Here is a 21,295-nt window from a genome sequence, read left to right on the forward strand (position 1 = left end):
TAGAGGTTTTCAGACGGCCTTTTTTGCTGCGGAATCGGAATCCTCAGCCTTCGGCAAAATTCCGGCCGCGAAAAACGCGCTGCGGATTGCCGCGTTCGACGCGGTAAAGCGTTTGGTGTGCCTCGCGTCCGTGTTGCGCCAGCTCGGTTTGCCGCTTCTCGGCCAGCTTCAGGGCGATGAGTTCCAGCGCGCGTTTTTTATTGGCGTGCTGGCTGCGCCCGTTCTCCACGCGCACGCTGATGCCGCTGGCGGTGTGCGTGGCGCGCACGGCCGACTCGGTTTTGTTGACATGCTGGCCGCCCTTGCCGCCCGCGCGGCAGGTTTGGAAGACAATGCCGCTTTCAGACGGCCTCTCCGGCAAATCGGGCAGCCTGAACACGCCGATATACCAGTTTTTGCGCGGATGGCGCGGCCGCACGGGGCTGTCGCACACCCATTGCAGCGTGCCCTGCCAGCGCCGCGCGGTTTCGTCGGCAAGGCAGCCTGAAAGGCGGACAAGGGCGGAGAGAATGCCGTGCTTGTCGGCGGTTTCTTCCAACACTTCGGCCTGCACGCCGGCCTGCCCGGCTTCGCGCAGGATTTGCGCCAGCACGAAACGGGCAAAGATACGGCACTCGGCCGGGCCTTGGGCAGTGGAAATTTGCAGAATAACAGTCATGGTTTTCTCCTTTCAGACGGCCTCTGTGTGATGCGGATAACCGGTTGCACGAAAACATATTCCAGCCATTCTTCCGACGGCGGCAGGGCGAAGCCTTGCAGTGTCAGCAGGCCGTTTGAAAAACGGTATGCCGCAACTGCTTCTAGCGGCTCAATGCGGCTTTCGGCAATCGTGCGCGAACATTCGGTTTTCGCATGGTAGGCGCGGCCGTGAAACTGCTGCCAGTCGGAAATTTCGATCACGACCTTTGGCACGAAGGCCTGCAAATCGGTGCGGTAGATTTCCGCGAAATGCAGCGTGATGTGTTTGCCGCCGATCTGCATGTTCTCCAACAGGCAGTCGGCGGTTTCCACATTCTGCGGACGGATAAGGGACGCGCTCATTTCTTGTTCCTTTCAGAAACGTCATTCCCGCGCAGGTCGAGACGGCCTTTTCATCTTCGGGCGGAAGGAATATTTTTCGTCAAAACCCTTGTTGCCGATTTTGGCTTGGTCGGGCACGGGCGGGCTGGTTTCCGCTTCGCTTTTCAGTTGCGACAGGTATTCGACGATTTTCTGCCAGACAAAATCGGGGTCGAGATACACGCCCAGGGCGGAGAGCTGCGGGTTGGCGGCGTAGGCGGTTTTTCTGCCGACATCGCCTATCTTTTCATCGCAGACAAAATAGGCCAGCAGCAGCGGAATATCATGGTATGGCCGCAGACGTGCATCATCATCGCGCCTGACTTCCTTCGGCACGAATGCCTGACGAACTGCTTCGCTGCGGTGTTCCCAGATGTTGTAACCGATCAGACAGTATTCCTGCCCGCCACGAAAGCGGAGAAATTTGTTCAGATAGCCGTTGCGGTTTTTAATGTCGGCAGACTCGATATCCGCCGCGCCGTACACGCGTTCGCCGCTGTTGAACAAGGCCGTCTGAATATTGCCCACATACAGCCACGACACGACGACGCACGCGCCAAGCTCTTTTTCCCATTCGGGCAGCGGCGCGGGCAGCGATTTGGGCGCGGGCAAATCTTTGCGTGCGCGGCGGTCGAACACCAAAATCGGATCGACGCCGTATTTGGCGACCTTGAAATCGTAGAAGTCTTTAAATTTGCTGATGATCTTCATGCTTTATTCTCCTGCGGTTTTGTAGGTCAAAACCGGTTTGAAGCGTGCCACCGGTTCAATCAGGCCGCGGGTCTGCATGGCGGCGATGATGCTGTCGATGTTTTTGTAGGCCTGCGGCGCTTCTTCGTACACCAGCTCTTTGCTGCCGCACACCACAACGCTGCCGAAGGCGGTGCGGCGCAGGCTGTCGGTGCTGTATTTGTGCGACAGGCGGCCTTTGCATTCGCCGCGCCGCCATTTGCGGCCGGCGCCGTGGGCGAGCGAGTTGAGCGCGGCTTCGGTATCGGCAGCAGGCGCAACAAGATAGCTGTAATCGCCGCGCGAGCCGGGTATCAGCACCAGGCCCTGATCGGCGGGCGTGGCGCCTTTGCGGTGCAGCCAGCCGCTTTCGCCGCCGAACTCGGCTGCTTCGAGAAAATTGTGGTGCACGTCGAGCAGGCATCGGCCGCTGCTGTTGAGATGGTGCAGGATGCGTTCGGCAATCAGCAGGCGGTTGGCGCGGGCAAAGGCGAGCGCGTGGCGCTGTTCGGCCAGATAGCTTTGTGCGTCGCCGCTGTTGTCGTCCAAGCCTTGGTGGCCGTGGGCTTCGACGTGGCGGCGCAGGATGTCGCCGCCCAGCCCGCGCGAGCCGCTGTGCACCAAGAGCTGCAGCGCGTCGGCACGGAAGTGTTCCGGCAGCAGGCCGGGGCGGTAAACGGTATCGACGGTTTGCAGTTCGGCAAAGTGGTTGCCGCCGCCGATGGTGCCTAAGGCCGTCTGAAAAGGATGGTTCGGCAAAATTTCGTCGATGCGCGCCTGCCATTCTTCGCTTAAAGGCGCGTCGATGCTGCCGAGCCGCTTGGCCAGTTTGGCGGGCTTGGCTTTGGCGGCAGGGATGTCGGTTTGCCAAAAGGCCATGCCGCAGCCGATGTCGCCGCCGATTAGGGCGGGGTAGAAACGGCCGACGCTGAAAAAGGCCGCGCCTATCGGGTAACCGCGGCCGGCGTGCAGATCGGGCATGCCGGCCACGCGGCGCATGGCGGGAAGGCGGGCGGTGGTTTCGAGCTGGCGCACGGCATTGCCTTCGATCCAGGTGTCGGATGCGGCAATAAGGGAGATTTGGGGATTTTGTGTGCCCATGTGATGCTTTCTTTACAGGCAAACCGCGCCGCCGCGCACGAATAAAACGCGCGTATGGAAAACAAGGCCGTTTCAGTGTTCAGACGGCCTGAAATCCAAACGGCGGAATCGGTTTGCTAAATGGGAGAAAGCAGCCCGGGCGGGCAACGGAATTGGAAGGCGTTACTCAGACGCGCGGGCTGCAAAGGGTGATTGAGCGGGATGTGATGGGTGCCATGGTTGCTCCTTTCTTTGCAGGGGGTTGGTGAAAGGGCGCGATTATAGGCAGGCGGCGCGGTGCGGGCAATGTTCGGCGGCGGCTTTCGCGGCGGGCGTGGCGGAATATAAACAGAGGCCGTTCCCGCGAAGGCGGAAACGGCCTTTTATCAAAACCCGTTTTTCAATTCGCGCAGGGCAATGAAAACGGCGGTTTCATCGTGCAGCTCGCGGCCGCAGAGTTCGGCGGTGCGGCGGCGGACGGCGGCTTCGCCGGTACGCAGGAAGGGGTTGATGCGCCGCTCGCGGGCGAGGGTGACGGGCAGGGTGGGGGTGTGGGCGGCCTCTTTGCGGGCGCAGGCGGTGTCGGGATTGTCGGGCTCGATGTGGGCGGCGAAGGCGAGGTTGGCGGCGGTGTATTCGTGGGCGGGGTAGACGAGGGTGTCGGGCGGCAGGGCGGCGAGGCGGCGGCAGGAGGCGGCGAGCTGTTCGGGCGTGCCGGTGAAGACGCGGCCGCAGCCGGCGGAGAAGAGGGTGTCGCCGCAGAACACGTGCAGGCGGCCTGCGTCGTGCAGCAGGTAGGCGAGGTGGCGGTCGGTGTGGCCGGGGATGTGCCACACGTCGGCGCGCCGTCCGGCAAAACGGATGATGCTGCCTTCGCCGACGGTTTCGTCCGCTTCGGCGATGTCGCCGTTGCCGCAGACGGTGCAGGCGGGGAAGCGGCGTTTGAGTCCGGCGATGCCGCCGGTGTGGTCGCGGTGGTGGTGGGTGATCCAGATTTGCGCGAGATTAAGGCCGTGCGCGTGCAGATAATCGAGCACGGGCGCGGCTTCGGCGGGATCGACGCAGGCGGCGTTTCGGCCGTCTGAAAGCAGCCAGACGTAGTTGTCGGACAGGGCGGGGATGGGGGTGATGTTTAGGGGTTTGTTCATGGGATTCCTAATGTTTGTCTTTCGGCGGCACGGGCGCGAACCAGCCGACCAGAAGCAGCAGCAGGCCGACGATGATAAAGGAGGCGATGCGTTCGATGCCGCCGCTGTTGCCCAGCTCGACGAGGAAGAGTTTCACCACCACCGCGCCCATCAGCGCCGCGCCGCCTATCCAGCGGCCGCGGCTGCCGCTGCGGTTGCCCGCCACCATCAGCACGATGGCCGCGCCTGCCCACACCACGGACAGGCTGGCCTGCAGACCAACGGAGCGCAGGAGTTCGGCCAGATTCCAGCCGATGCCGCCGTAGAAATGCCAGACGCGCATCACGCCCGCGCTGAGGGTGAAAAAGGCGAGGGCAGACAGGGCGTATGCGGCAAAACGGCGCACTTCGCCGCTCCATGCACCGTGCGGCAGCGTGCAAAAGCCGAACCACAGCAGGCCGGCAGCGGCCAGTTCCGTCGGGTTGAACAGCGGCAGATACGGCAGGGGCGCGGGGCTGTGGGGCGCGGCGGTGTTGATCCATAGCAGCCATGCAGCGGCGGCAAAGATACACAGGGCGCGGCCGAAACGGCGGTAAACGGCGGGATGCCGTCTGAAAAGCGGCAGCGCGTCTTGCTCTGCCGCCAGCCAATAGGCCGCAGGCACGGCCAGCCACGACAGTTGCAGCCACGCGCCCGACAGGAACAATGAGGCCGTCTGAAAGGCCAGTTTTTGCCACAGCAGGGCAAACAGGAACAGCGCGGCGGTGTGCAGGGAAGCGGGTACGCCGCGTTTGCCGGTTTCTTCGGCATTCTCGTCGTCAAAGCCGAGCAGCCAAAAGGTCAGCGCGGTTTGCGCCGCCAGTATCGGCCATGCGACGAGCGGTGCGGCGCGGAAGTTTTCCGTCAACAGCGCGGCGGCGAAGAAAAAGGCGGGCGCAAGCAGAACGTATTGCGCCTCGCGCCAGCGCAGATAGCGGGCGGCGACGGCAAAGGGCAGCAGCAACAGCAGCGGATGCAGCCGGTGCGCGATGTTTTCAGACGGCCACAAAACACCGCGCCAGGCCGCGTCGGCCAGCAGCAGCGCAACGGCAAACACCGCCGCGCCCGACCAAGACACCTGCTCTGACTCGCGCCATTGCGGCCGCGACAAAAGCCATGCGGCGGCGGCCGTCAGCGCGGCGGCTGTCAGATATTGCGCCGCTTCGATCGGCGGCAGCGCCGCGTGTGCCGCGTCGGTTTTCAGTAGGGCGAAAACCGTGCAGCAGAACGGTTTGGCGAGATAAATCAGGGGCAGCGCCAGTGCACACAGCAGCGAGAACACGGCGAACACGGTTTGCCGCTGTCGGTATTGGCAGACCGCCCACAGCAGCGACAGCAGCGCGTAGGACAGCAGCAGCGTCTTGGCCGACGAAAACCACAGCAGCGGCAGCAGCGAGGCATAGAACAGCGCGGCGGCCAGCGCAACCGTCTGCCAGCCGTGCTCCCATGCGGCCGAACCCTCGCGGCGGTACAACGCCCACAACAGATAAACCAGTCCGCCGCCGCCCGCCGCCAGCAGCGTCGATAAGGGCGAACCGGCAATCAGGCCGTCTGAAACGGCGGGAAACAGGCGGTAGGAAGCAAGCTGGGCGGCGGCAGCGAGCAGATACACCGCCAAAGCCGCCAAACGCAGATGCGGCAGCCGCTGGCGCAGGCCGAAGTAATACGTCAGCGCCGCTTCCAGCGTCCACAGCGAGGCCGTGTCCGCGCCGTCGAAAAACAGCGGCACGGCCAGCGTGGCAAAAGCGAGCGCGAGCGCGGAAAACGCCTGCCGCAGCAGTGCCAAACCGCCGCCCTGCACCGTCAGCGCGGCGCAGGCGTATGCGGCGGCAAAGCCCAACGCCGACCAGCCCGCGCCGTGCGGCCAATGTTTCACCATATGCCATTGCAGGGTGAAGGCCGCGCCCGCCGTGCCGAACAGCAGCACATGGTCGATCAGGTGCACGCGCATACCGTGTGCGGCGATGCGATCGGCAATTTCGCCAAAGGAGGCGTTGTCGGCCAAGGGCGGCACATCGTCTTCCTCGTTTTCCAGCAGACGGCGGCGGGCGAAAAACACCGCCACCAGCGTATAAAGCAGCCCGTGGTAAAGCAAAAACGGCTCGGTCGTGGCAAACAGCGCGGGCGCGTAATCCCTCGCGCCCCACGCGGCGGCAATCAGAAACGTGCCGGCAAAACCGGTGAGGTTCAACGGCCGCCAAGCCTTAAACCAGGCGATAAAGGCCACGCCGCCGTTGAGCAGCGCCAGATAGGAAAACAGCACCAGATAACGCCCGCTGCCGTCGGATACCAGCAGCGGCGCGGCCAAACCGCCAACCAGCGCCACCTGCGCCATCGCCTGCGCGTTTTGTTTCACCGCCGAGGCCGCCATTACCGCCACCAGCAAAACCATCAGCGCGAATACCAAAGGCGCGGGCAGCAGCGGATGCAGTTTCAAAGCCGCCAGCGCGGTGAGATACATCACCGCCAAACCGAAGCCCTGCAACACCAAAGCATAATCGCGGCGTCGCGCCTGCAATTTCCATCCCGCCAGCGCGGCAGCCAAACCCGCGCCCGCCACCGTCAGATAACGCAGCCCCACCGGCACATGGACGCGCTCCGAAGCATAGCGCAGTAGAAAGGCCAGGCCGAGAAACAGCACTACCACGCCCGTTTTCAACAGCGGATTGCTGCGGACAAACCATGATGCCAAAGCATGGTTTTCATACCATGCGGTTTGGTCTGCCGTTTCGTTTTCAGACGGCCTCTGCGCTTGGGAGGCCGTCTGAAAGGCGGGTTGCGCCGTTTGCTGCGGCACGCGGGCGGCTGCGGCCTGCGTCGGTGCGCCGTGCATCGTGCCGTCCTGCCGCTGCGCACGCAATCGGGCGAGGGCGGAAACGTCTGCGCGGGCATGGCGCGGCGGCAGGGCAGGGGAGGGCGGTGTTTCGTTTTCTGCCATCTCTGCCTGCGCGCAGGCCGTCTGAACATAAGCGGTTTGCGTCTGCGGGATTTCGCAAATGTCTGCCGACGGGTTTTCAGACGGCCTGATCTGCGCTTCGAGCAGGCGCACGCGACGGCGCAAATCTTCGATTTCCTGCCGCAGCGCCTGCGTGCCGCCGCTTTCGCGCCGCGCCCTTTGGGCAGTGTGCACGGCGTAGCCCAGCGCGGCGCCGAGCAGAAAGCCCGACAGCGGCGCACCGTTGACGATGCCGACAATCAGGGCAAGGACGAAAAGCAGATACGGCATGGAAAATCTCCTGCGGATGCGGACAACGGCCGATTGTATAGGCGCGGCGGCGTGTCGGCAAAGAGGCCGTCTGAAAACGCAGTCCGGCGCGGCCAAATGCCGCTGCGGCCGCCCGCCGCGCCTTTCAGACGGCCTCTCTTGGCTCTGCCGCACGCGCCGCTATAATCGCCCGCCTGTTTGACTGTCTGCCGCACGGAGGCCGCTTTGTCCGTTTTGCAAAACATCACTTGGGGCGAGATTTTCCTTGCCGCCCATACCTGCGCCGCTCTCGCCTGCATGGTGCGCGTGCTTTATAAGCAGCGCAACGTCGGTTCGGTGTTCGCCTGGCTCATCATCCTGTTTCTCTTTCCGATTTTCGGCACGCTGGCCTATCTGATGCTCGGCGAACCCAGATTGGGCGCGGCGCGCGCCAAGCGCGGCGGCGAGATGAACCGTTTTTACCGCGGCTTCGCCGAAAAATATCTGGCCGACCGCTACCTCGACATCGCCGGGCAGGTGAAGCCGCGCTACCACGGCATCGGCCGCATCGCCGAGCGCGTTACCGGTTTGGGCGCGACGCAGGGCAACGCGATGGAGCTGCTCTCCACCACCGACGAAATCGTCGATGCCATGTTGGCCGACATCGAAGCGGCGCAGCATTCCTGCCTGCTGGCCTTCTATATTATCGAGCCGCAGGGGCGCATCGAAGAGCTGATGAGCGCCGTGGCGCGGGCGGCACAGCACGGCGTCGATTGCGCCGTTTTGGCCGACGCGGTGGGCAGCCTCGGCTTTTTCGACAGCCGCTGGGCGCAAACCCTGCGCGACGCGGGCGTGGAAGTACACGCCTCGCTGCCCGTCGGCCTGCTGCGCACCTTCTTCACGCGTAGCGATTTGCGCAACCACCGCAAAATCCTCGTCACGGACGGCAAAGTCGGCTACACGGGCAGCTACAACCTCGTCGACCCGCGTTTTTTCAAACAAGATTCGGGCGTCGGCGAATGGGTGGACGTGATGATGCGCTGCACCGGGCCGCTGGTGCTGGAAATGTCGGCCGTGTTCTTTGCCGATCTGGCGGTGGAAGACGACGAAAACCTGCAAGGCATACAGCAATACATCGCCCTGCACGAAGACCGCATCCCGACGCTGCTGCCGGAAAACATGGCGCAGGGCGGCATCGTGGCGCAGGTTATCCCCTCCGCGCCCGACCAGAGCGACCGCGTGATTTACGAAACCATTGTCAGCGCCGTCCACTCCGCTACCCGCCGCGTCACCATCACCACGCCGTATTTCGTACCCGACGAGCCGCTGCTCACCGCCCTCACCACTGCCGCCAAGCGCGGCGTGGCCGTAACCCTCATTCTGCCGGCGCAGGTCGATTCCCTGCTCGTGCGCTACGCCTCGCGCGCCTACTACCCGATGCTGCTGGCTGCGGGCGTGGACATAGCCCTCTTCGAAGGCGGCCTGCTGCACGCCAAAACCATGGTAATCGATGACGACTACGCCCTCTTCGGCACGGTCAACATGGATATGCGCAGCTTCTTCCTCAATCTGGAAATCAGCCTCGCCATCTACGACCGCCCCACCACCGCCCGCATCGCCGCTCTGCAACAGGGCTATTTGGCCGACAGCCGCCGCATCAGCGCCGAAGTGTGGGAAAAACGCCCCAAATGGTGGGGGCTGGTGGAAAACACCGTCAGACTGATGAGCCCGCTGCTGTAAGGCCGTCTGAAAAGCGGAAAAGGAAACATCATGGCGCGTTTTGACAAAAAAATCCTGCAAACCCTGCGGAGGGCGGGTTGGCATCCCAACCGGCACACCGATACCGCTGCTGTTGCCGCCTAAGCCGCCGCCTGCGGCTATGTTGTCGGCGAAAAGCCCGCCGCTTTCCTGCGCGAGTTCGACGGCCTGTCCCTCGAATTTTCCGAGCGGGATTTTCTCTTTGAATTCCGCGCCCGCACGGAATGCCTGACGCGCGAAAGGCAGGCCTATATCGCGGACTGCATCGGGGAAGAAGGGCTGGAAGTCGGTGAAACGCCCGATGTGGCGCCGGTTGTCGGGATGTACGGCATCTGCCACGTCACCGGCATCACCTGCCTTTTGGGCGGATGTGCCGACGAGGGCGTGGAATTTGTCTGCCGCAGGGGGCAACCCGTTCAAGCATCTGCTGTAAACGCTCTTCAGACGGCCTCCCGGGTGCAAAGGCCGTCTGAAAGCCGCCTGTTGGCAGAGGCAGCATTACCTTTTATACTGCCCGCGTTTTTTGCCCGCCAAATCCCCGCCCATGCTGCCCAACGCCCTGACATTCGCCCGCAGCCTGCTCGAAGGCCGTCTGAAAGCAGGCAGCCGCGCCCTCGACGGCACGGCGGGCAACGGACACGACACGCTGCTTCTTGCACGGCTGGTCGGGGAAACGGGCAGGGTCTGGGCGTTTGACATACAAAGGCAGGCGCTGGACGCCACCGAAGGCCGTCTGAAAGCGGCAGGGGCAGACAAACAGGTGGTGCTGATACACGACGGCCACGAGCGTTTGGCAAACCATATAAAAGAGCCGATCGATGCTGCCGTGTTCAATTTCGGCTACCTGCCGGGCGGCGACAAAAACATCACCACCCGCGCCGAATCGAGCATTGCGGCGCTCGAAGCCGCGCTGGGGCTGCTGGCCGAAGGCGGCATTTTGGCGGCGGTGCTATACGGCGGCCATCCGGCGGGTGCGCAGGAGAGCGCGGCGGTGCAGGAATGGGCGGCCGCCCTGCCGCAGGAGCGCTTTGCCGTGTTGCGCTACGCCTTTGCCAACCAGCGCAATTCGCCGCCGGTTTTGCTGGCGGTGGAAAAAAATTCCAAACAAAAACAAGGGACACAACCATGATTTACATTTGGGCGAAAAAAGGCCATCTGTTTTTTGTCGCCATGACCGTGCTGCTGTTCAACCTGCGCTACTGGATGCGCTTTGCCAAGCCGGAAAAACCGCTGCCGGGCGTGCTCAAAGTGCTGCCGCATCTGAACGACACCACGCTGCTTTTCACCGGCCTTTGGATCATGACCCTCGCCCACTGGACGCCCTTCGGCAACGCCAACTGGCTGGGCGTGAAGCTGCTTTTGGTGGTGGGCTACGTCTTCATCGGCATGGCGGCGCTCAAATCGCAGCCGCGTTCGGCCAAAGCCTGGTTTTTCTACGCCCTGAGCATGGGCGTGGTCGGCATCATCTACTATCTGGCCACCTACAAACCGTTTTAAAGCGCAAAAGGCCGTCTGAAAGCGGTTGTTCAGACGGCCTTTTGCAAGGACCAACCGACATTACGGGAATAACAAAATATGAATACACAAAACGCCGCCCCGATGGGCATCAAAGACACCATTTTCGGCTGGATGCGCTATATGTACGAACAAAAAGCGTCCGATCTCTTCATCACTGCCGAATTTCCGCCCGCCGTCAAACTCGACGGCAAACTCACGCCGATAGCCGACAAGCCGCTCACCGCCGGCATGTGCGGCGCCATCGCCCAGGCGCTGATGACCGAAAAGCAGCGCGAAGAATTTGAAAACACCAAAGAATGCAACTTTGCCGTCAGCCTCGACGGCGTGGCGCGTTTCCGCGTCAACGCCATGATCCAGCGCGGCGCCGTTGCCCTCGTTATCCGCATCATCAACAGCGTCATTCCGAAAATGGACGACCTCAAACTGCCCGAAGTGCTGAAAAAAGTGGCGATGCAGAAACGCGGGCTGGTGATTTTCGTCGGCGGCACAGGCTCGGGCAAATCCACCTCGCTGGCGGCGATGATCGACTACCGCAACGAAAACAGCTACGGCCACATCATCACCATCGAAGACCCCATCGAATACGTCCACCCGCACAAAAACTGCATCATCACCCAGCGCGAAGTGGGCGTGGACACCGACAACTGGTTTGCCGCCCTGAAAAACACCCTGCGCCAGGCGCCCGACGTGATCCTCATCGGCGAGATCCGCGACCAGGAAACCATGGAATACGCGCTGGCCTTCGCCGAAACCGGCCACCTCTGCATGGCCACGCTGCACGCCAACAGTTCCAACCAGGCACTCGACCGCATCATCAACTTCTTCCCCGAAGAAAAACGCACCCAGCTTCTGACCGACCTGTCGCTCAATTTGCAGGCCTTCGTCTCCCAGCGCCTCGTGCCCAAGGAAAACGGCAAAGGCCGTGTGGCGGCGGTGGAAGTGCTGCTGCAATCGCCGCTGATTTCCGACCTTATCCTGCGCGGCGAAGTGCACGGCATCAAGGAAATCATGAAAAAATCCACCGACATCGGCATGCAGACCTTTGACCAGGCGCTGTACGAACTCTTCGAAAGCGGCCAGATTTCCTACGCCGAAGCGATTAAAAACGCCGATTCCGCCAACGACCTGCGTCTGGCCATCCAGCTCAAAAGCCGCAGGGGGCAGAACGCCGGCATCGACTTCGAGCTGCTGTAAGACAGACAGGCCGTCTGAAAAGCGCCGACAGGCTTTCAGACGGCCTTTTTCCCATCCCCTTTTCAGACGGCCGTCCGCGCCGACCCTTCCCCGACCATGCACTATTTCAGCCTCCACAGCGAAGACCAAACCCATATCGGCTTTTTCGTCATGACCGGCGATGAAGAACACGAAAGCCCGCCGCAGTCCGGACAATTCCTTGTCAAACTGCAAAGCGAAACCCCGCCGCCTGCTGCCGCAGAACGCGCCCTCGCCCCCTTCCAAGACAGCGAAGCCGCAGGCATCTGGCGGCTGGAAAAAGACCGCGTCGGCCTCTACGCCGCCGACGGCACACCCGCTGGGCGCATCCGCGGCGAATACCTCAGCCTCGGCGGACAAACCTTTATCCTTGAAGACCTTGCCGGAACATTCTGATGGAAAGCATGTACATCCTCGTGCCGCTGAGCCTGATTCTCGGCGCGCTGATTATTTATTTCTTCTGGTGGTCGGGCAAAAGCGGCCAGTTCGACGACCTCGAAGGCCCTGCCCACCGCATCCTGATGGACGACGACAGCTACCGCGAACCCGAAAGGCCGTCTGAAACGCAGAGGCCGTCTGAAACAAGAGGGGAGGGCGGCAGATGAACGCCAAAAACAGCAGTTTCTCCTTTGCCAAAAGCCGCCGCTTCGCCCCGCTGTTCGGCACACAGTTTCTCGGCGCATTGAACGACAATCTGTTCAAAACCGCCCTCTTTGTCATGATCAGCTACCACGGCCTCGGCGCCAACGCCATTCTGCCGCCCGCGCAAATGCTCAACCTCGGCTCGCTGCTCTTCATCCTGCCGTATTTCCTGTTCTCCTCCGTCTCCGGCCAACTGAGCACCCGCTACGACAAAGCCCGCTTCGCACGCATCATCAAACTTTTGGAAATCCTCATCATGGCCGTTGCCGCCTACGGCTTTCACATCCAATCCGCGCCCCTGCTGTTGGCCATGCTCTTTTGCATGGGCGCGCAATCCACCCTGTTCGGCCCCCTCAAATACGCCATCCTGCCCGATTATCTCGACGACAAAGAACTGATGATGGGCAACAGCCTGATCGAATCGGGCACCTTCCTCGCCATCCTCTTCGGCCAAATCCTCGGCACGATACTGGCAGGCGCGCCGCACGCGCTGGTGATGGCGCTGGTCGTGCTGATTGCAATCGGTGGCACGGTAACCGCGTTTTTCATGCCCTACGTCGGCGCGAAAAACCCGCAGCAGCACATCGATGTCAACATCGTCCGCAGCACCAAAACGCTGCTCAAAGACACCTTCGCGCAAAAAGAACTCTACACCGCCATCATCGGCATCTCCTGGTTCTGGCTCATCGGCGCGGTGTACACCACCCAGCTGCCCACCTTCACGCAGAAACACCTCGGCGGCAACGACAACGTCTTCAACCTCATGCTCGCCCTCTTTTCCGTCGGCATCGCCGCAGGCTCGGTGCTGTGTAGCAAAATCAGCGGCCACCGCCTGCACCTGCGCCTCGTTTCCGCCGGCACCGTCGGCCTCACAGTTTTCGGCGTCCTGCTCGTCTGGCTTACCCACGGCCAACACTACGACAGCACGCAACTCGAAGGCATCTTCTCCTTCCTCACCCGCGCCAACGCCTATCCCGTCATGGCCTGCATGATTGCCATCGGCTTTTTCGGCGGCTTTTTTTCCGTGCCCCTCTACACTTGGCTGCAAACTGCCAGCAGCGACGAATTCCGCGCCAACGCCGTCGCCGCCAACAACATCGTCAACGGCCTGTTTATGGTGGCCGCCGCTATTTTCAGCGCCGTGCTGCTCTTTCTGTTCGACAGCATCGGCCTGCTTTATCTCGCCGTCGCCCTCGGCAACCTCGGCCTGCTGGCCTATCTGACAAAACTTGACCGCCGTTTCCTGCGCGGATAAACCGCTTACCAAACTTTTCAGACGGCCTGCTTGATACAGGCCGTCTGAAAAACCATATGGTCGTCTGAAAACCGCTTCCGCAACCGCAAGCACAACCGAGAAAGGCCGTCTGAAATGACCGACTACATCCCCACCTTCCGCCGCCGCAAACTCAACGAACCGGGCTTTCTGAAAAAACTCGCCCGCCACGCCGCCGACCTCGGCGCGCCCGTCGTGCGCCAGTTTTACGCCCTCTACTACCTCTACCGCTCGCCGCAAACCCCGGCCAAAGCCAAACTCATCATCGCCGCCGCGCTGCTGTATTTCGTCAGCCCCATCGACAGTATCCCCGACCTGCTCCTGCCCTTGGGTTTTACCGACGACGTCGCCGTCCTCACGCTGGCCTATGCGCAAATCAAAGCCTACCTCACCGAAGACATCCTCAGCCGCGCCCAAACCGCCGCCGACGAACTGCTGCGCCGCTGAATCCGTGCCAAAAGGCTGTTCCCGCCTTCGCGGGCATGACGTTTCTGAAACGCTTTCAGACGGCCTCCTGCCTTTCGGCGGCGGATTTTGATTTCGCCATACCCCGCCCGCGCCGCAAACCCGAAAGGCCGTCTGAAAAACATTTTTCAGACGGCCTTTCGGGTTTTCACTTCGTCGAAGCCGCGCTTTCAGAAACGTCATGCCCGCGAAGGCGGGAACGGCCTTTTGGCGTCCGCGCCGCCCGTGCGCGTGGCGCAAACGGATACGGAATGATAAAATTTCGCACCAAGCGGGCAGACTGTTTCAGACGGCCTGCCCGTTTTTCTAACGCAGCTCCAACGAAGCCAAAACCTCCTTCCCTTTTTCCCATTTTCACAAGCAAACCATGAAACCCCGCACCATCATTCTTGCCCTTCTCTTTACCGCCGCCGCCGTTTATTTCTGCTGCGGCATCGGCTTTGGCGGCTGGGCATCGCCGCTGGAAATGGACGATACCGTCCGCCAAATCCGCCTGCCGCGCATCTATACCGCGCTCTTGGTCGGCGCGGGGCTGGCCGCTTCGGGCGCGGCTTTGCAGGCTTTGTTTGAAAACCCGCTGGCCGATCCCAGCCTGATCGGTACGTCGGGCGGCGCGGCTTTGGGCGTGATTTCGGTGATTGCGCTCGGCGGCGGCGCGGTGAGCGTGCCGGTGGCCGCGTTTGGCGGCGCGCTGGGCGTGTGCCTGCTGATTTTGGCCGTGCACCGCTTGGTGGGCGGCGGAACGCTGGGGCTGCTGGTGTTGGGTTTCGTATTGAGCGCGTTTGCAGGCGCGGCGGTGAGCCTGATTATGTTTCTGGCCGACGACCAAACGCTCCGCAGCGCAACCAACTGGCTGGCGGGCAGCCTGTCGGAAGCGGGCTTTGCCTCGCCTGCGCTGGCTCTGTGTTCGATGCTGCCGGGCTTTGCGCTGCTGCTTTTGGCCGGGCGGCGGCTCGATGTGTTGATGACGGGCGAGGACACGGCGGTGAGCATGGGCGTATCGGTCGGCCGCGTGCGCGTGCAAACCGTTATCGGCGCGGCTCTGATGACCGGCGGTGCGGTGTCGCTGGCGGGCGTGATCGGCTTTCTCGGCATGATGATTCCCAACGTGCTCGCGCAGGCCGTGGGCGGCGGACGCAGCCGCCTTACCGCGCTGTCGGCCTGGGTGGGCGCGGTGTTTCTGATGATAGTGGACGGCATCTCACGCTGGCTTACCTATCCCGTCGATTTGCCCGTTGGCATCGTCATTGCCCTGCTCGGCGGGCCGTTTTTTCTGTATCTCTTTATCCGCCCCATACAACGCTAATTTTCAGACGGCCTCATCATGCAAACCACATTCCAAGTCCGCAATCTTCACGTTGCCGTAAAAGGCAAAACCCTGCTCTCCATCGACGCGCTCGATTTCCCCGCCGGACTGACCACCGCCGTTATCGGCCCCAACGGCGCGGGCAAATCCAGCCTGCTGCGCGCCCTTATCGGCCAAACCGGCCAAGGCGAAATCCTGCTGCACGGCGCACCCGCCGCCCCGCAAGTGCGCCTGGGACGCGCCGCCTGGGTCGGCCAACACGGCCGCTACAATATGCCCATGAGCGTGCGCGGCTACATCGCGCTGGCAGCCTACGCTAAAAAAGGCCGTCTGAACGACAAAGCCGCCGCCGCGCTCTTGGATTATTTCGATTTGGCCGGGCTGGCCGACAAACGCATCGGCCGTCTCTCCGGCGGCGAGCAGCAACGCGCCAACATCATCCGCGCCCTGTTGCAGGACGCACCCGTATTGCTGCTCGACGAACCGTGCAACCACCTCGACATCCGCCACCAACACCGCCTGATGCAGCATCTGGAGCAGCAAAAAACCGCCATGAGTGCCATCATGGTGTTGCACGATCTCAACCTCGCCGCCCGTTATGCCGACCATATCGTATTGATGAACAAAGGCAAAGTTGTCGAATCGGGCGACACCGCCGCCGTGATGCGTCCCGAACTGCTCGAAGCTGTGTACGGCTGGCCGATACGCCGCTGCGAAGACGAACACGGGCTGTATTTCAGAAGCTGATTTTTTATACTCTGCCGCAGCGGCAGAGACGCAGAAAGGCCGTCTGAAAACCTCAAAAAGGGTTTTCAGACGGCCTTTTGCTGCTTGGGACGAATCCGCGCTTTCGCTTCGTTGAAGCTGCGCTTTCGGAAACGTCGTTCCCGCGAAGGCGGGAACGGCTTCAGCCGAACAGCCCGGCCACTTTCACGCCCGTCATAACGATGCCGTAGGCCAGCGGCACGCAGACAATCAGCCAGCGCAGCTTCACGCGGCCGCCGCTGTGGGCGATTTCCTCCGCCGCCTGCGCCGCTTCTTCAAACGCGCTTTCGGCGGGCACTTGGTGCGGGATGCGGTAGCGGCTGCCGTCGGCATGGTGTTTTTCGTTAACCGGCCGCACGAGCAGGTTGCAGACAAGGCCGGCAATCAGCAGGGCGGCCATGATGTACATGGTGACGCTGTATGCCTGCGCGGGCGGCACGCCGCCGTCGATCTGGCTTTGGCGGATGTAGTTCACCAGCACCGGGCCGAGCACGGCGGCGGTCGACCAGGCCAAGAGCACGCGCCCGTGTATCGCGCCCACTTCCAGCGTGCCGAACAGGTCTTTGATGTAAACGGGCATGGCCGCGAAGCCGCCGCCGTACATGGAAATGATGATGCAGAAGCCGATGATGAACAGCGTTTTGCTGCCGCTTTCGCCCAGCGCGGGGATAGCGAAATAGAGCAGGGCGCCGAGGATGAAAAACAGGTTGTAGGTGGGCTTGCGGCCGAGGCGGTCGGAAATGCTCGACCAGAAAAAGCGTCCGCCCATATTGAACAGGCTCAGCAGGCCGACAAAGCCCGCCGCCGCCGCCGCACCCACCGCCGCGCCTTCGCCGACGGAGTGCACGGAAAACATTTCCTGAATCATTACCGAAGCCTGTCCGAGCACGCCGATGCCGGCGGTGACGTTCAGGCACAGTATCCAAAACAGCAGGTAAAACTGCGGCGTTTTCACTGCCTGCGCGGCGGTAACGTGGTTGGCGCTCACCAGCTTTTTCGCCGCTTTGGGCACAAAACCCGCCGGTTTCCAGTCGGACGCGGGCACGCGGATAGCGAACACGCCGAACATCATAAACACGAAATAAAACGCGCCGAGTACGAGAAAAGTCTCCGCCACGCCGACGGACGAGGGCGTTTTGAAAAAGTCCATCAGCGCTACCGAGAGCGGCGAGGCCAGCATCGCTCCGCCGCCGAAGCCCATAATCGCCAGCCCTGTTGCCATGCCCGGCTTGTCGGGAAACCATTTCATCAGCGTCGAAACGGGGCCGATATAGCCCAAGCCCAGCCCCACGCCGCCGAGTACGCCGTTGCCCAGATAGAGCAGCCACAGATTGTGTTCGCGCACGCCGATGGCGGAAACGAGAAAGCCCAGCCCGAAGCAGATAGCGGCGACAAACATCGCCTTGCGCGGGCCGACGCGTTCCATCCAGGTGCCGAACAGCGCGGCCGACGCGCCCAGCACCGCCAGCGCGATGCTGAACACCCAGCCGACGGTGGCCAGCGACCAGTCGCCGGGCGCGGATTCGCTGATGCCGAGGATTTTGGTGAGCGGCGCGTTGAATACGGAATAGGCGTAAATCTGGCCGATGGAAAGGTGAACCGCCAGCGCGGCGGGCGGCACCAGCCAGCGGTTGAAACCCGCGGGGGCGACGGTGCGCGATTTGTCGAGGAAGGAAGCCATGTTTGAGGAGTGTGTGTGTTGGTTGTCGGGAAGAGGCCGTCTGAAAGCTGCGTTTGAACTTCGTTGAAGCTGCGCTTTCAGAAACGTCATTCCCGCCAAGGCGGGAACGGCCTTTATTCTAATCGCTTACGCCGCTCGGCATGATGAAATATCTTGCACTGCAAAATGACCGGAATTTGTATACAAACTGTGCACCCGCAGCGGCGGGGCAGGGCGGCCTTATTCCGTTTCCCCGATAAAGCTGCCGCGCTCGACCACCGCGCGGTTGCCCCATTCGGTGAGCGCGGCGAGCACGGGCAGGAAGCTTGCGCCGAACGGCGTGAGCGCGTATTCGGTTTTCAGCGGCGGCCTGCTGCCGAACACTTGGCGCGATACCAGCCCGTCGCGCTCGAGCTGTTTCAGGCTGCGGCTCAACACGGCTTCCGTGGCGTCGCGCAGATGCGCGTGCAGCTCGCCGAAGCGTTTGGCGCCGTCCTGCAAGTGGTAGAGGATAACGGCCTTCCATTTGCCGCCGACCAAATCCATCGCCACGCTGAGCGTGCAGGGATAGGTTTTGCCGTTGAAACCGAAGGCGTCGCTTCTGCATTCCGTTTTTGTGTGTTCCATTTTTCCCAACTATACAAAAGGATAGTTATTGAACCGACTGCGGCCGCTGCCTACAATCCGCGCCGTTTCCAACGCAAACCGAAAGGACAAACCGTGGCACTCGTTATTTTAGCCCATCCCGATTTTCAAAAATCCGTCGCCAACAAGGCCGTTATCGAGCATCTCAAAGCCGCGCGTCCCGGCGACGAAATCCGCGACATCGCCGCGCTCTATCCCGATTTTTGCATCGACGCCGCAGCCGAGCAGCAGGCTTTGACGCGCCATCAAACCGTTGTTTTCCAATACCCGATGTACTGGTACAACATGCCCGCGATTTTGAAACAATACTTCGACAGCGTGTTCACCTACGGCTTTGCCTACGGCACGGGCGGTGACAAACTCAAAGGCCGCCACTTCGTGCCGAGCATCACCATCGGCTCGCCCGAAGAAGACTACCGCGCCGACGGCATCGCCCATTTCCGTGTCGGCGAGTTGTGCAAAAACATCGAACAAACAGCCTACTATACGCAGATGAACTATATCGATCCCTTTTATTTCCACGGCACGTCGCCTGCGCTGTATACGCCCGAACAGGTGGCGGCCAAAGCGCAAAGCTGCGCGGGAGATTTGGTGTCGTTGCTGTCCGAACTGGACAAAAAGGCCGTTTGAAAACAAAGCTCCGATAAGGTGCAACCATATAGGCAGAGGCCGTCTGAAACGCTTTCAGACGGCCTTTTGTTTTCAGTGCCGCTACGGCTGCTCCTCTGCGGCCACCGCCTGCGCCCCTGCCGCCAGCCAGTCTGCGCCGTATTGAGCCGCCGTGTCCGCGTCGGTGCTGACAACCAGCGGTACGGGCGTGCCCGCGTGCAGGGTGTCGAGCACGGTTTGCGCGTCGGCATGCGTGCCGACGTGCCAGACAATCACGTCGGCCGCATCGCGGACTTCGGCAAATTCCCGCGCGTTTCCTACGGCAATCCACAGGCTTTCGGCAGCGCTCGGGCGGCCGTCTGAAAGGTATCCGGCGGCGGTCAGCAGCAGGTTTTTGTCGTCGGTCGCCGCACGGGTTGGCGGCACGGCGCGGTATGCGCCTGCGGCGTTTGCGCCGTAAAACCCGTCTTTCAGACGGCCTGTCAGCGCAGTGGGCACGGACAGGGCTTTGAGCAAAGCGTCGTTGGCGGGCAGCATGGGCGACACGGTGAAATACCCCGCCTTCTGCCACGCCCAGCTCTGGCCTTCTTTGGCCTGTATGCCGCCCGCCCATCCGTCGGCGGGCACGCGGAAAAAGTGCAGGCGCACGCGGGCGTGTTCGTAGGAATGGATTTTCACCAGCCAGGGCAGGGCGCGGCGGATGTCTATGCCCAGCTCTTCGGCAAACTCGCGTTTGAGCGCATCCGCCGCGCTCTCGCCCGCTTCGACCTTGCCGCCGGCAAATTCCCAGTAGCCCGCGTAAGGTTTGCCTGCGGGGCGGGAGGAGAGGAGGAATTCGCCGTTTTCGTTGAAAACGATGCCGGCGGCAACTTCGAGCAGGGGGCGGGTGTCTGTTGCGCTCATGGTTTGTCCTTGTGTTTGAACATGGGTTTATCCGTCTGTATCTGCGGAGTTTTTTGCAGGTTTCCGGCTTTGGTTTGCCGTGTTGGAGGCCGTCTGAAAGATTTTCAGACGGCCTTTGCGCTTGCCAAGTGCGGTAAATATTGTAAAAATAAATAAACGCGATAAATAAATTAATCAGCAAATGATGAAATTTTGTGCATTTGCTTGTGATAAAGGTTTTCACGGCGGATTTGTTAAGCGATTTTAACAAAATTCCTGCCGCTTTTCTTTGGCTGACATTGGTTTTTACAAGGAACACGGTATGAGAAAAATTCCCGAGCTGGTTTGCCCCGCCGGCAATCTGCCCTCCATGAAAACGGCGGTGGACAACGGTGCGGACGCGGTTTACATGGGGCTGAAAGACGCGACCAACGCGCGCAATTTCCCCGGCCTGAATTTCGACATGAAATCGGCGCGCGAGGGGGTGGAATACGCCCACGCGCGCGGACGGCAGGTGCTGATGGCCATCAACACCTTCGCCCAGGCGGGGCAGGTGGAGCGTTGGCAGGCGGCGGTGGACACGGCGGTTTTGCTCGGCGCGGACGCGGTGATTGTCGCTGATCCCGCCGTGATGGCCTATGCCGCCAACCGCTATCCCGATTTGCGCCTGCACATGTCGGTGCAGGGTTCGGCCACTAACTACGAAGCCATCAACCTGATGAAGGATTTGTTCAACGTGCGCCGCGTCGTGCTGCCGCGCGTGCTGACCATCGACCAGGTGAAACACGTTATCGACCACACCGACGTCGAAATCGAAGTATTCGGCTTCGGCAGCCTGTGCGTCATGGTGGAAGGCCGCTGCATTTTGTCGAGCTACGCCACGGGCGAGTCGCCGAATATGCAGGGCGTGTGTTCGCCGGCCAAAGCGGTGCGCTGGGAGCAGCTGCCCGACCGCATGGACGTGCGCCTCAACCGCATCCTGATCGACCGCTACAACCCGAACGAACCGGCAGGCTATCCCACGCTGTGCAAAGGCCGTTTTGAAGTGAACGACGAAACCTACTACGCGCTGGAAGAGCCGACCAGCCTCAATATTCTGGAAATGCTGCCCGAAATCATCAAAATCGGCGTGGCCGCCGTGAAAATCGAAGGCCGCCAGCGCAGCCCGATGTACACCGCGCAAGTCACCAAATCCCTGCGTCAGGCGCTCGATGCCGCCGCTGCCGATCCCGCCCGTTTCAGAATCAACCCCGCGTGGGACAGCGCGTTAAGCAAAGTGTCCGAAGGCCACCAAACCACCCTCGGCGCATACAGCCGCCCGTGGAAATAAAGGAACAGACAA

The 21,295-nt window shown here is 61.6% G+C and carries 21 protein-coding genes; 12 read left to right on the forward strand and 9 right to left on the reverse strand.

Features of this window, described 5'->3' with window-relative positions; translation table 11 throughout:
• Positions 1-43: 43 nt before the first annotated feature.
• The 6 genes from prfH to ACG2K1_RS04975 all read right to left on the reverse strand — a co-directional run bounded on the left by prfH (position 44) and on the right by ACG2K1_RS04975 (position 7,260).
• Complete coding sequence (gene prfH, locus ACG2K1_RS04950; RefSeq protein ID WP_009426882.1) at positions 44-658, reverse strand: peptide chain release factor H; 615 nt, start codon at positions 656-658, stop codon at positions 44-46.
• Positions 655-1,041 (reverse strand): hypothetical protein, encoded by a 387-nt coding sequence (locus tag ACG2K1_RS04955; protein ID WP_009426883.1) that lies wholly within the window; start codon positions 1,039-1,041, stop codon positions 655-657. Before ACG2K1_RS04955 ends, prfH begins: the two co-directional genes overlap by 4 nt.
• A gap of 21 nt (positions 1,042-1,062) precedes the next feature.
• Complete coding sequence (locus ACG2K1_RS04960; protein ID WP_009426884.1) at positions 1,063-1,770, reverse strand: hypothetical protein; 708 nt, start codon at positions 1,768-1,770, stop codon at positions 1,063-1,065.
• A 3-nt stretch (positions 1,771-1,773) separates the two neighbouring features.
• Positions 1,774-2,889: an RNA ligase RtcB family protein gene (locus tag ACG2K1_RS04965; RefSeq protein WP_009426885.1), complete on the reverse strand. Its 1,116-nt coding sequence runs from the start codon at positions 2,887-2,889 to the stop codon at positions 1,774-1,776.
• Between the two features lie 365 nt (positions 2,890-3,254).
• Positions 3,255-4,016 (reverse strand): hydroxyacylglutathione hydrolase, encoded by a 762-nt coding sequence (gene gloB, locus ACG2K1_RS04970; protein WP_009426887.1) that lies wholly within the window; start codon positions 4,014-4,016, stop codon positions 3,255-3,257.
• Positions 4,017-4,023: 7 nt separating this feature from the next.
• On the reverse strand, positions 4,024-7,260 hold the full coding sequence (locus tag ACG2K1_RS04975) for a DUF2339 domain-containing protein (RefSeq protein ID WP_395428402.1): 3,237 nt from the start codon (positions 7,258-7,260) through the stop codon (positions 4,024-4,026).
• 204 nt (positions 7,261-7,464) lie between these two features.
• Between ACG2K1_RS04975 and cls the strand changes: the two genes are divergently transcribed.
• The 10 genes from cls to ACG2K1_RS05025 all read left to right on the forward strand — a co-directional run bounded on the left by cls (position 7,465) and on the right by ACG2K1_RS05025 (position 16,139).
• Positions 7,465-8,958, forward strand: a complete 1,494-nt coding sequence (gene cls, locus ACG2K1_RS04980) for a cardiolipin synthase (RefSeq protein WP_395428403.1) — start codon at positions 7,465-7,467, stop codon at positions 8,956-8,958.
• Positions 8,959-9,520: 562 nt separating this feature from the next.
• Entirely contained in the window at positions 9,521-10,105 is a 585-nt protein-coding gene (locus ACG2K1_RS04985) for a class I SAM-dependent methyltransferase (RefSeq protein ID WP_395428518.1), read from the forward strand.
• A complete protein-coding gene (locus ACG2K1_RS04990; RefSeq protein ID WP_009426893.1) occupies positions 10,102-10,473 on the forward strand; it encodes a SirB2 family protein in 372 nt (123 codons plus the stop codon). The genes ACG2K1_RS04985 and ACG2K1_RS04990 overlap by 4 nt, the downstream gene beginning before the upstream one ends.
• Positions 10,474-10,575: 102 nt before the next feature.
• The gene (locus ACG2K1_RS04995) at positions 10,576-11,688 is read left to right on the forward strand and encodes a PilT/PilU family type 4a pilus ATPase (RefSeq protein WP_198344885.1); all 1,113 of its coding nucleotides are present in this window, start codon (positions 10,576-10,578) and stop codon (positions 11,686-11,688) included.
• A 96-nt stretch (positions 11,689-11,784) separates the two neighbouring features.
• Complete coding sequence (locus ACG2K1_RS05000) at positions 11,785-12,102, forward strand: hypothetical protein (protein WP_009426895.1); 318 nt, start codon at positions 11,785-11,787, stop codon at positions 12,100-12,102.
• Positions 12,102-12,311 (forward strand): cbb3-type cytochrome oxidase assembly protein CcoS, encoded by a 210-nt coding sequence (gene ccoS / locus ACG2K1_RS05005; RefSeq protein ID WP_009426896.1) that lies wholly within the window; start codon positions 12,102-12,104, stop codon positions 12,309-12,311. The genes ACG2K1_RS05000 and ccoS overlap by 1 nt, the downstream gene beginning before the upstream one ends.
• Entirely contained in the window at positions 12,308-13,603 is a 1,296-nt protein-coding gene (locus tag ACG2K1_RS05010) for an MFS transporter (RefSeq protein WP_395428404.1), read from the forward strand. The genes ccoS and ACG2K1_RS05010 overlap by 4 nt, the downstream gene beginning before the upstream one ends.
• Before the next feature lie 114 nt (positions 13,604-13,717).
• Positions 13,718-14,068 (forward strand): YkvA family protein, encoded by a 351-nt coding sequence (locus ACG2K1_RS05015; RefSeq protein ID WP_009426898.1) that lies wholly within the window; start codon positions 13,718-13,720, stop codon positions 14,066-14,068.
• 385 nt (positions 14,069-14,453) lie between these two features.
• On the forward strand, positions 14,454-15,392 hold the full coding sequence (locus ACG2K1_RS05020) for a FecCD family ABC transporter permease (protein ID WP_395428405.1): 939 nt from the start codon (positions 14,454-14,456) through the stop codon (positions 15,390-15,392).
• An 18-nt stretch (positions 15,393-15,410) separates the two neighbouring features.
• Positions 15,411-16,139 (forward strand): ABC transporter ATP-binding protein, encoded by a 729-nt coding sequence (locus ACG2K1_RS05025; protein WP_395428406.1) that lies wholly within the window; start codon positions 15,411-15,413, stop codon positions 16,137-16,139.
• A gap of 160 nt (positions 16,140-16,299) precedes the next feature.
• On the opposite strand, the gene ACG2K1_RS05030 is transcribed toward ACG2K1_RS05025, so the two are convergent.
• Positions 16,300-17,838: an OFA family MFS transporter gene (locus ACG2K1_RS05030; protein WP_009426902.1), complete on the reverse strand. Its 1,539-nt coding sequence runs from the start codon at positions 17,836-17,838 to the stop codon at positions 16,300-16,302.
• 219 nt (positions 17,839-18,057) lie between these two features.
• Positions 18,058-18,444: a winged helix-turn-helix transcriptional regulator gene (locus ACG2K1_RS05035; protein ID WP_395428407.1), complete on the reverse strand. Its 387-nt coding sequence runs from the start codon at positions 18,442-18,444 to the stop codon at positions 18,058-18,060.
• A 93-nt stretch (positions 18,445-18,537) separates the two neighbouring features.
• Here ACG2K1_RS05035 and ACG2K1_RS05040 point away from each other — a divergent pair, with 93 nt between their 5' ends.
• Positions 18,538-19,092: an NAD(P)H-dependent oxidoreductase gene (locus ACG2K1_RS05040; protein ID WP_395428408.1), complete on the forward strand. Its 555-nt coding sequence runs from the start codon at positions 18,538-18,540 to the stop codon at positions 19,090-19,092.
• A gap of 81 nt (positions 19,093-19,173) precedes the next feature.
• Here ACG2K1_RS05040 and ACG2K1_RS05045 read toward each other — a convergent pair whose 3' ends face one another.
• Positions 19,174-19,974 carry an NUDIX domain-containing protein gene (locus ACG2K1_RS05045; protein ID WP_395428409.1) on the reverse strand — a complete coding sequence of 267 codons (801 nt, stop codon included), beginning with the start codon at positions 19,972-19,974 and terminating at the stop codon, positions 19,174-19,176.
• Between the two features lie 301 nt (positions 19,975-20,275).
• Here ACG2K1_RS05045 and ACG2K1_RS05050 point away from each other — a divergent pair, with 301 nt between their 5' ends.
• The gene (locus ACG2K1_RS05050) at positions 20,276-21,283 is read left to right on the forward strand and encodes a peptidase U32 family protein (protein ID WP_395428410.1); all 1,008 of its coding nucleotides are present in this window, start codon (positions 20,276-20,278) and stop codon (positions 21,281-21,283) included.
• The last annotated feature ends 12 nt before the right edge of the window (positions 21,284-21,295 follow it).

It is taken from the genome of Neisseria sp. 23W00296 (assembly GCF_044772855.1).
Lineage (GTDB): Bacteria > Pseudomonadota > Gammaproteobacteria > Burkholderiales > Neisseriaceae > Neisseria.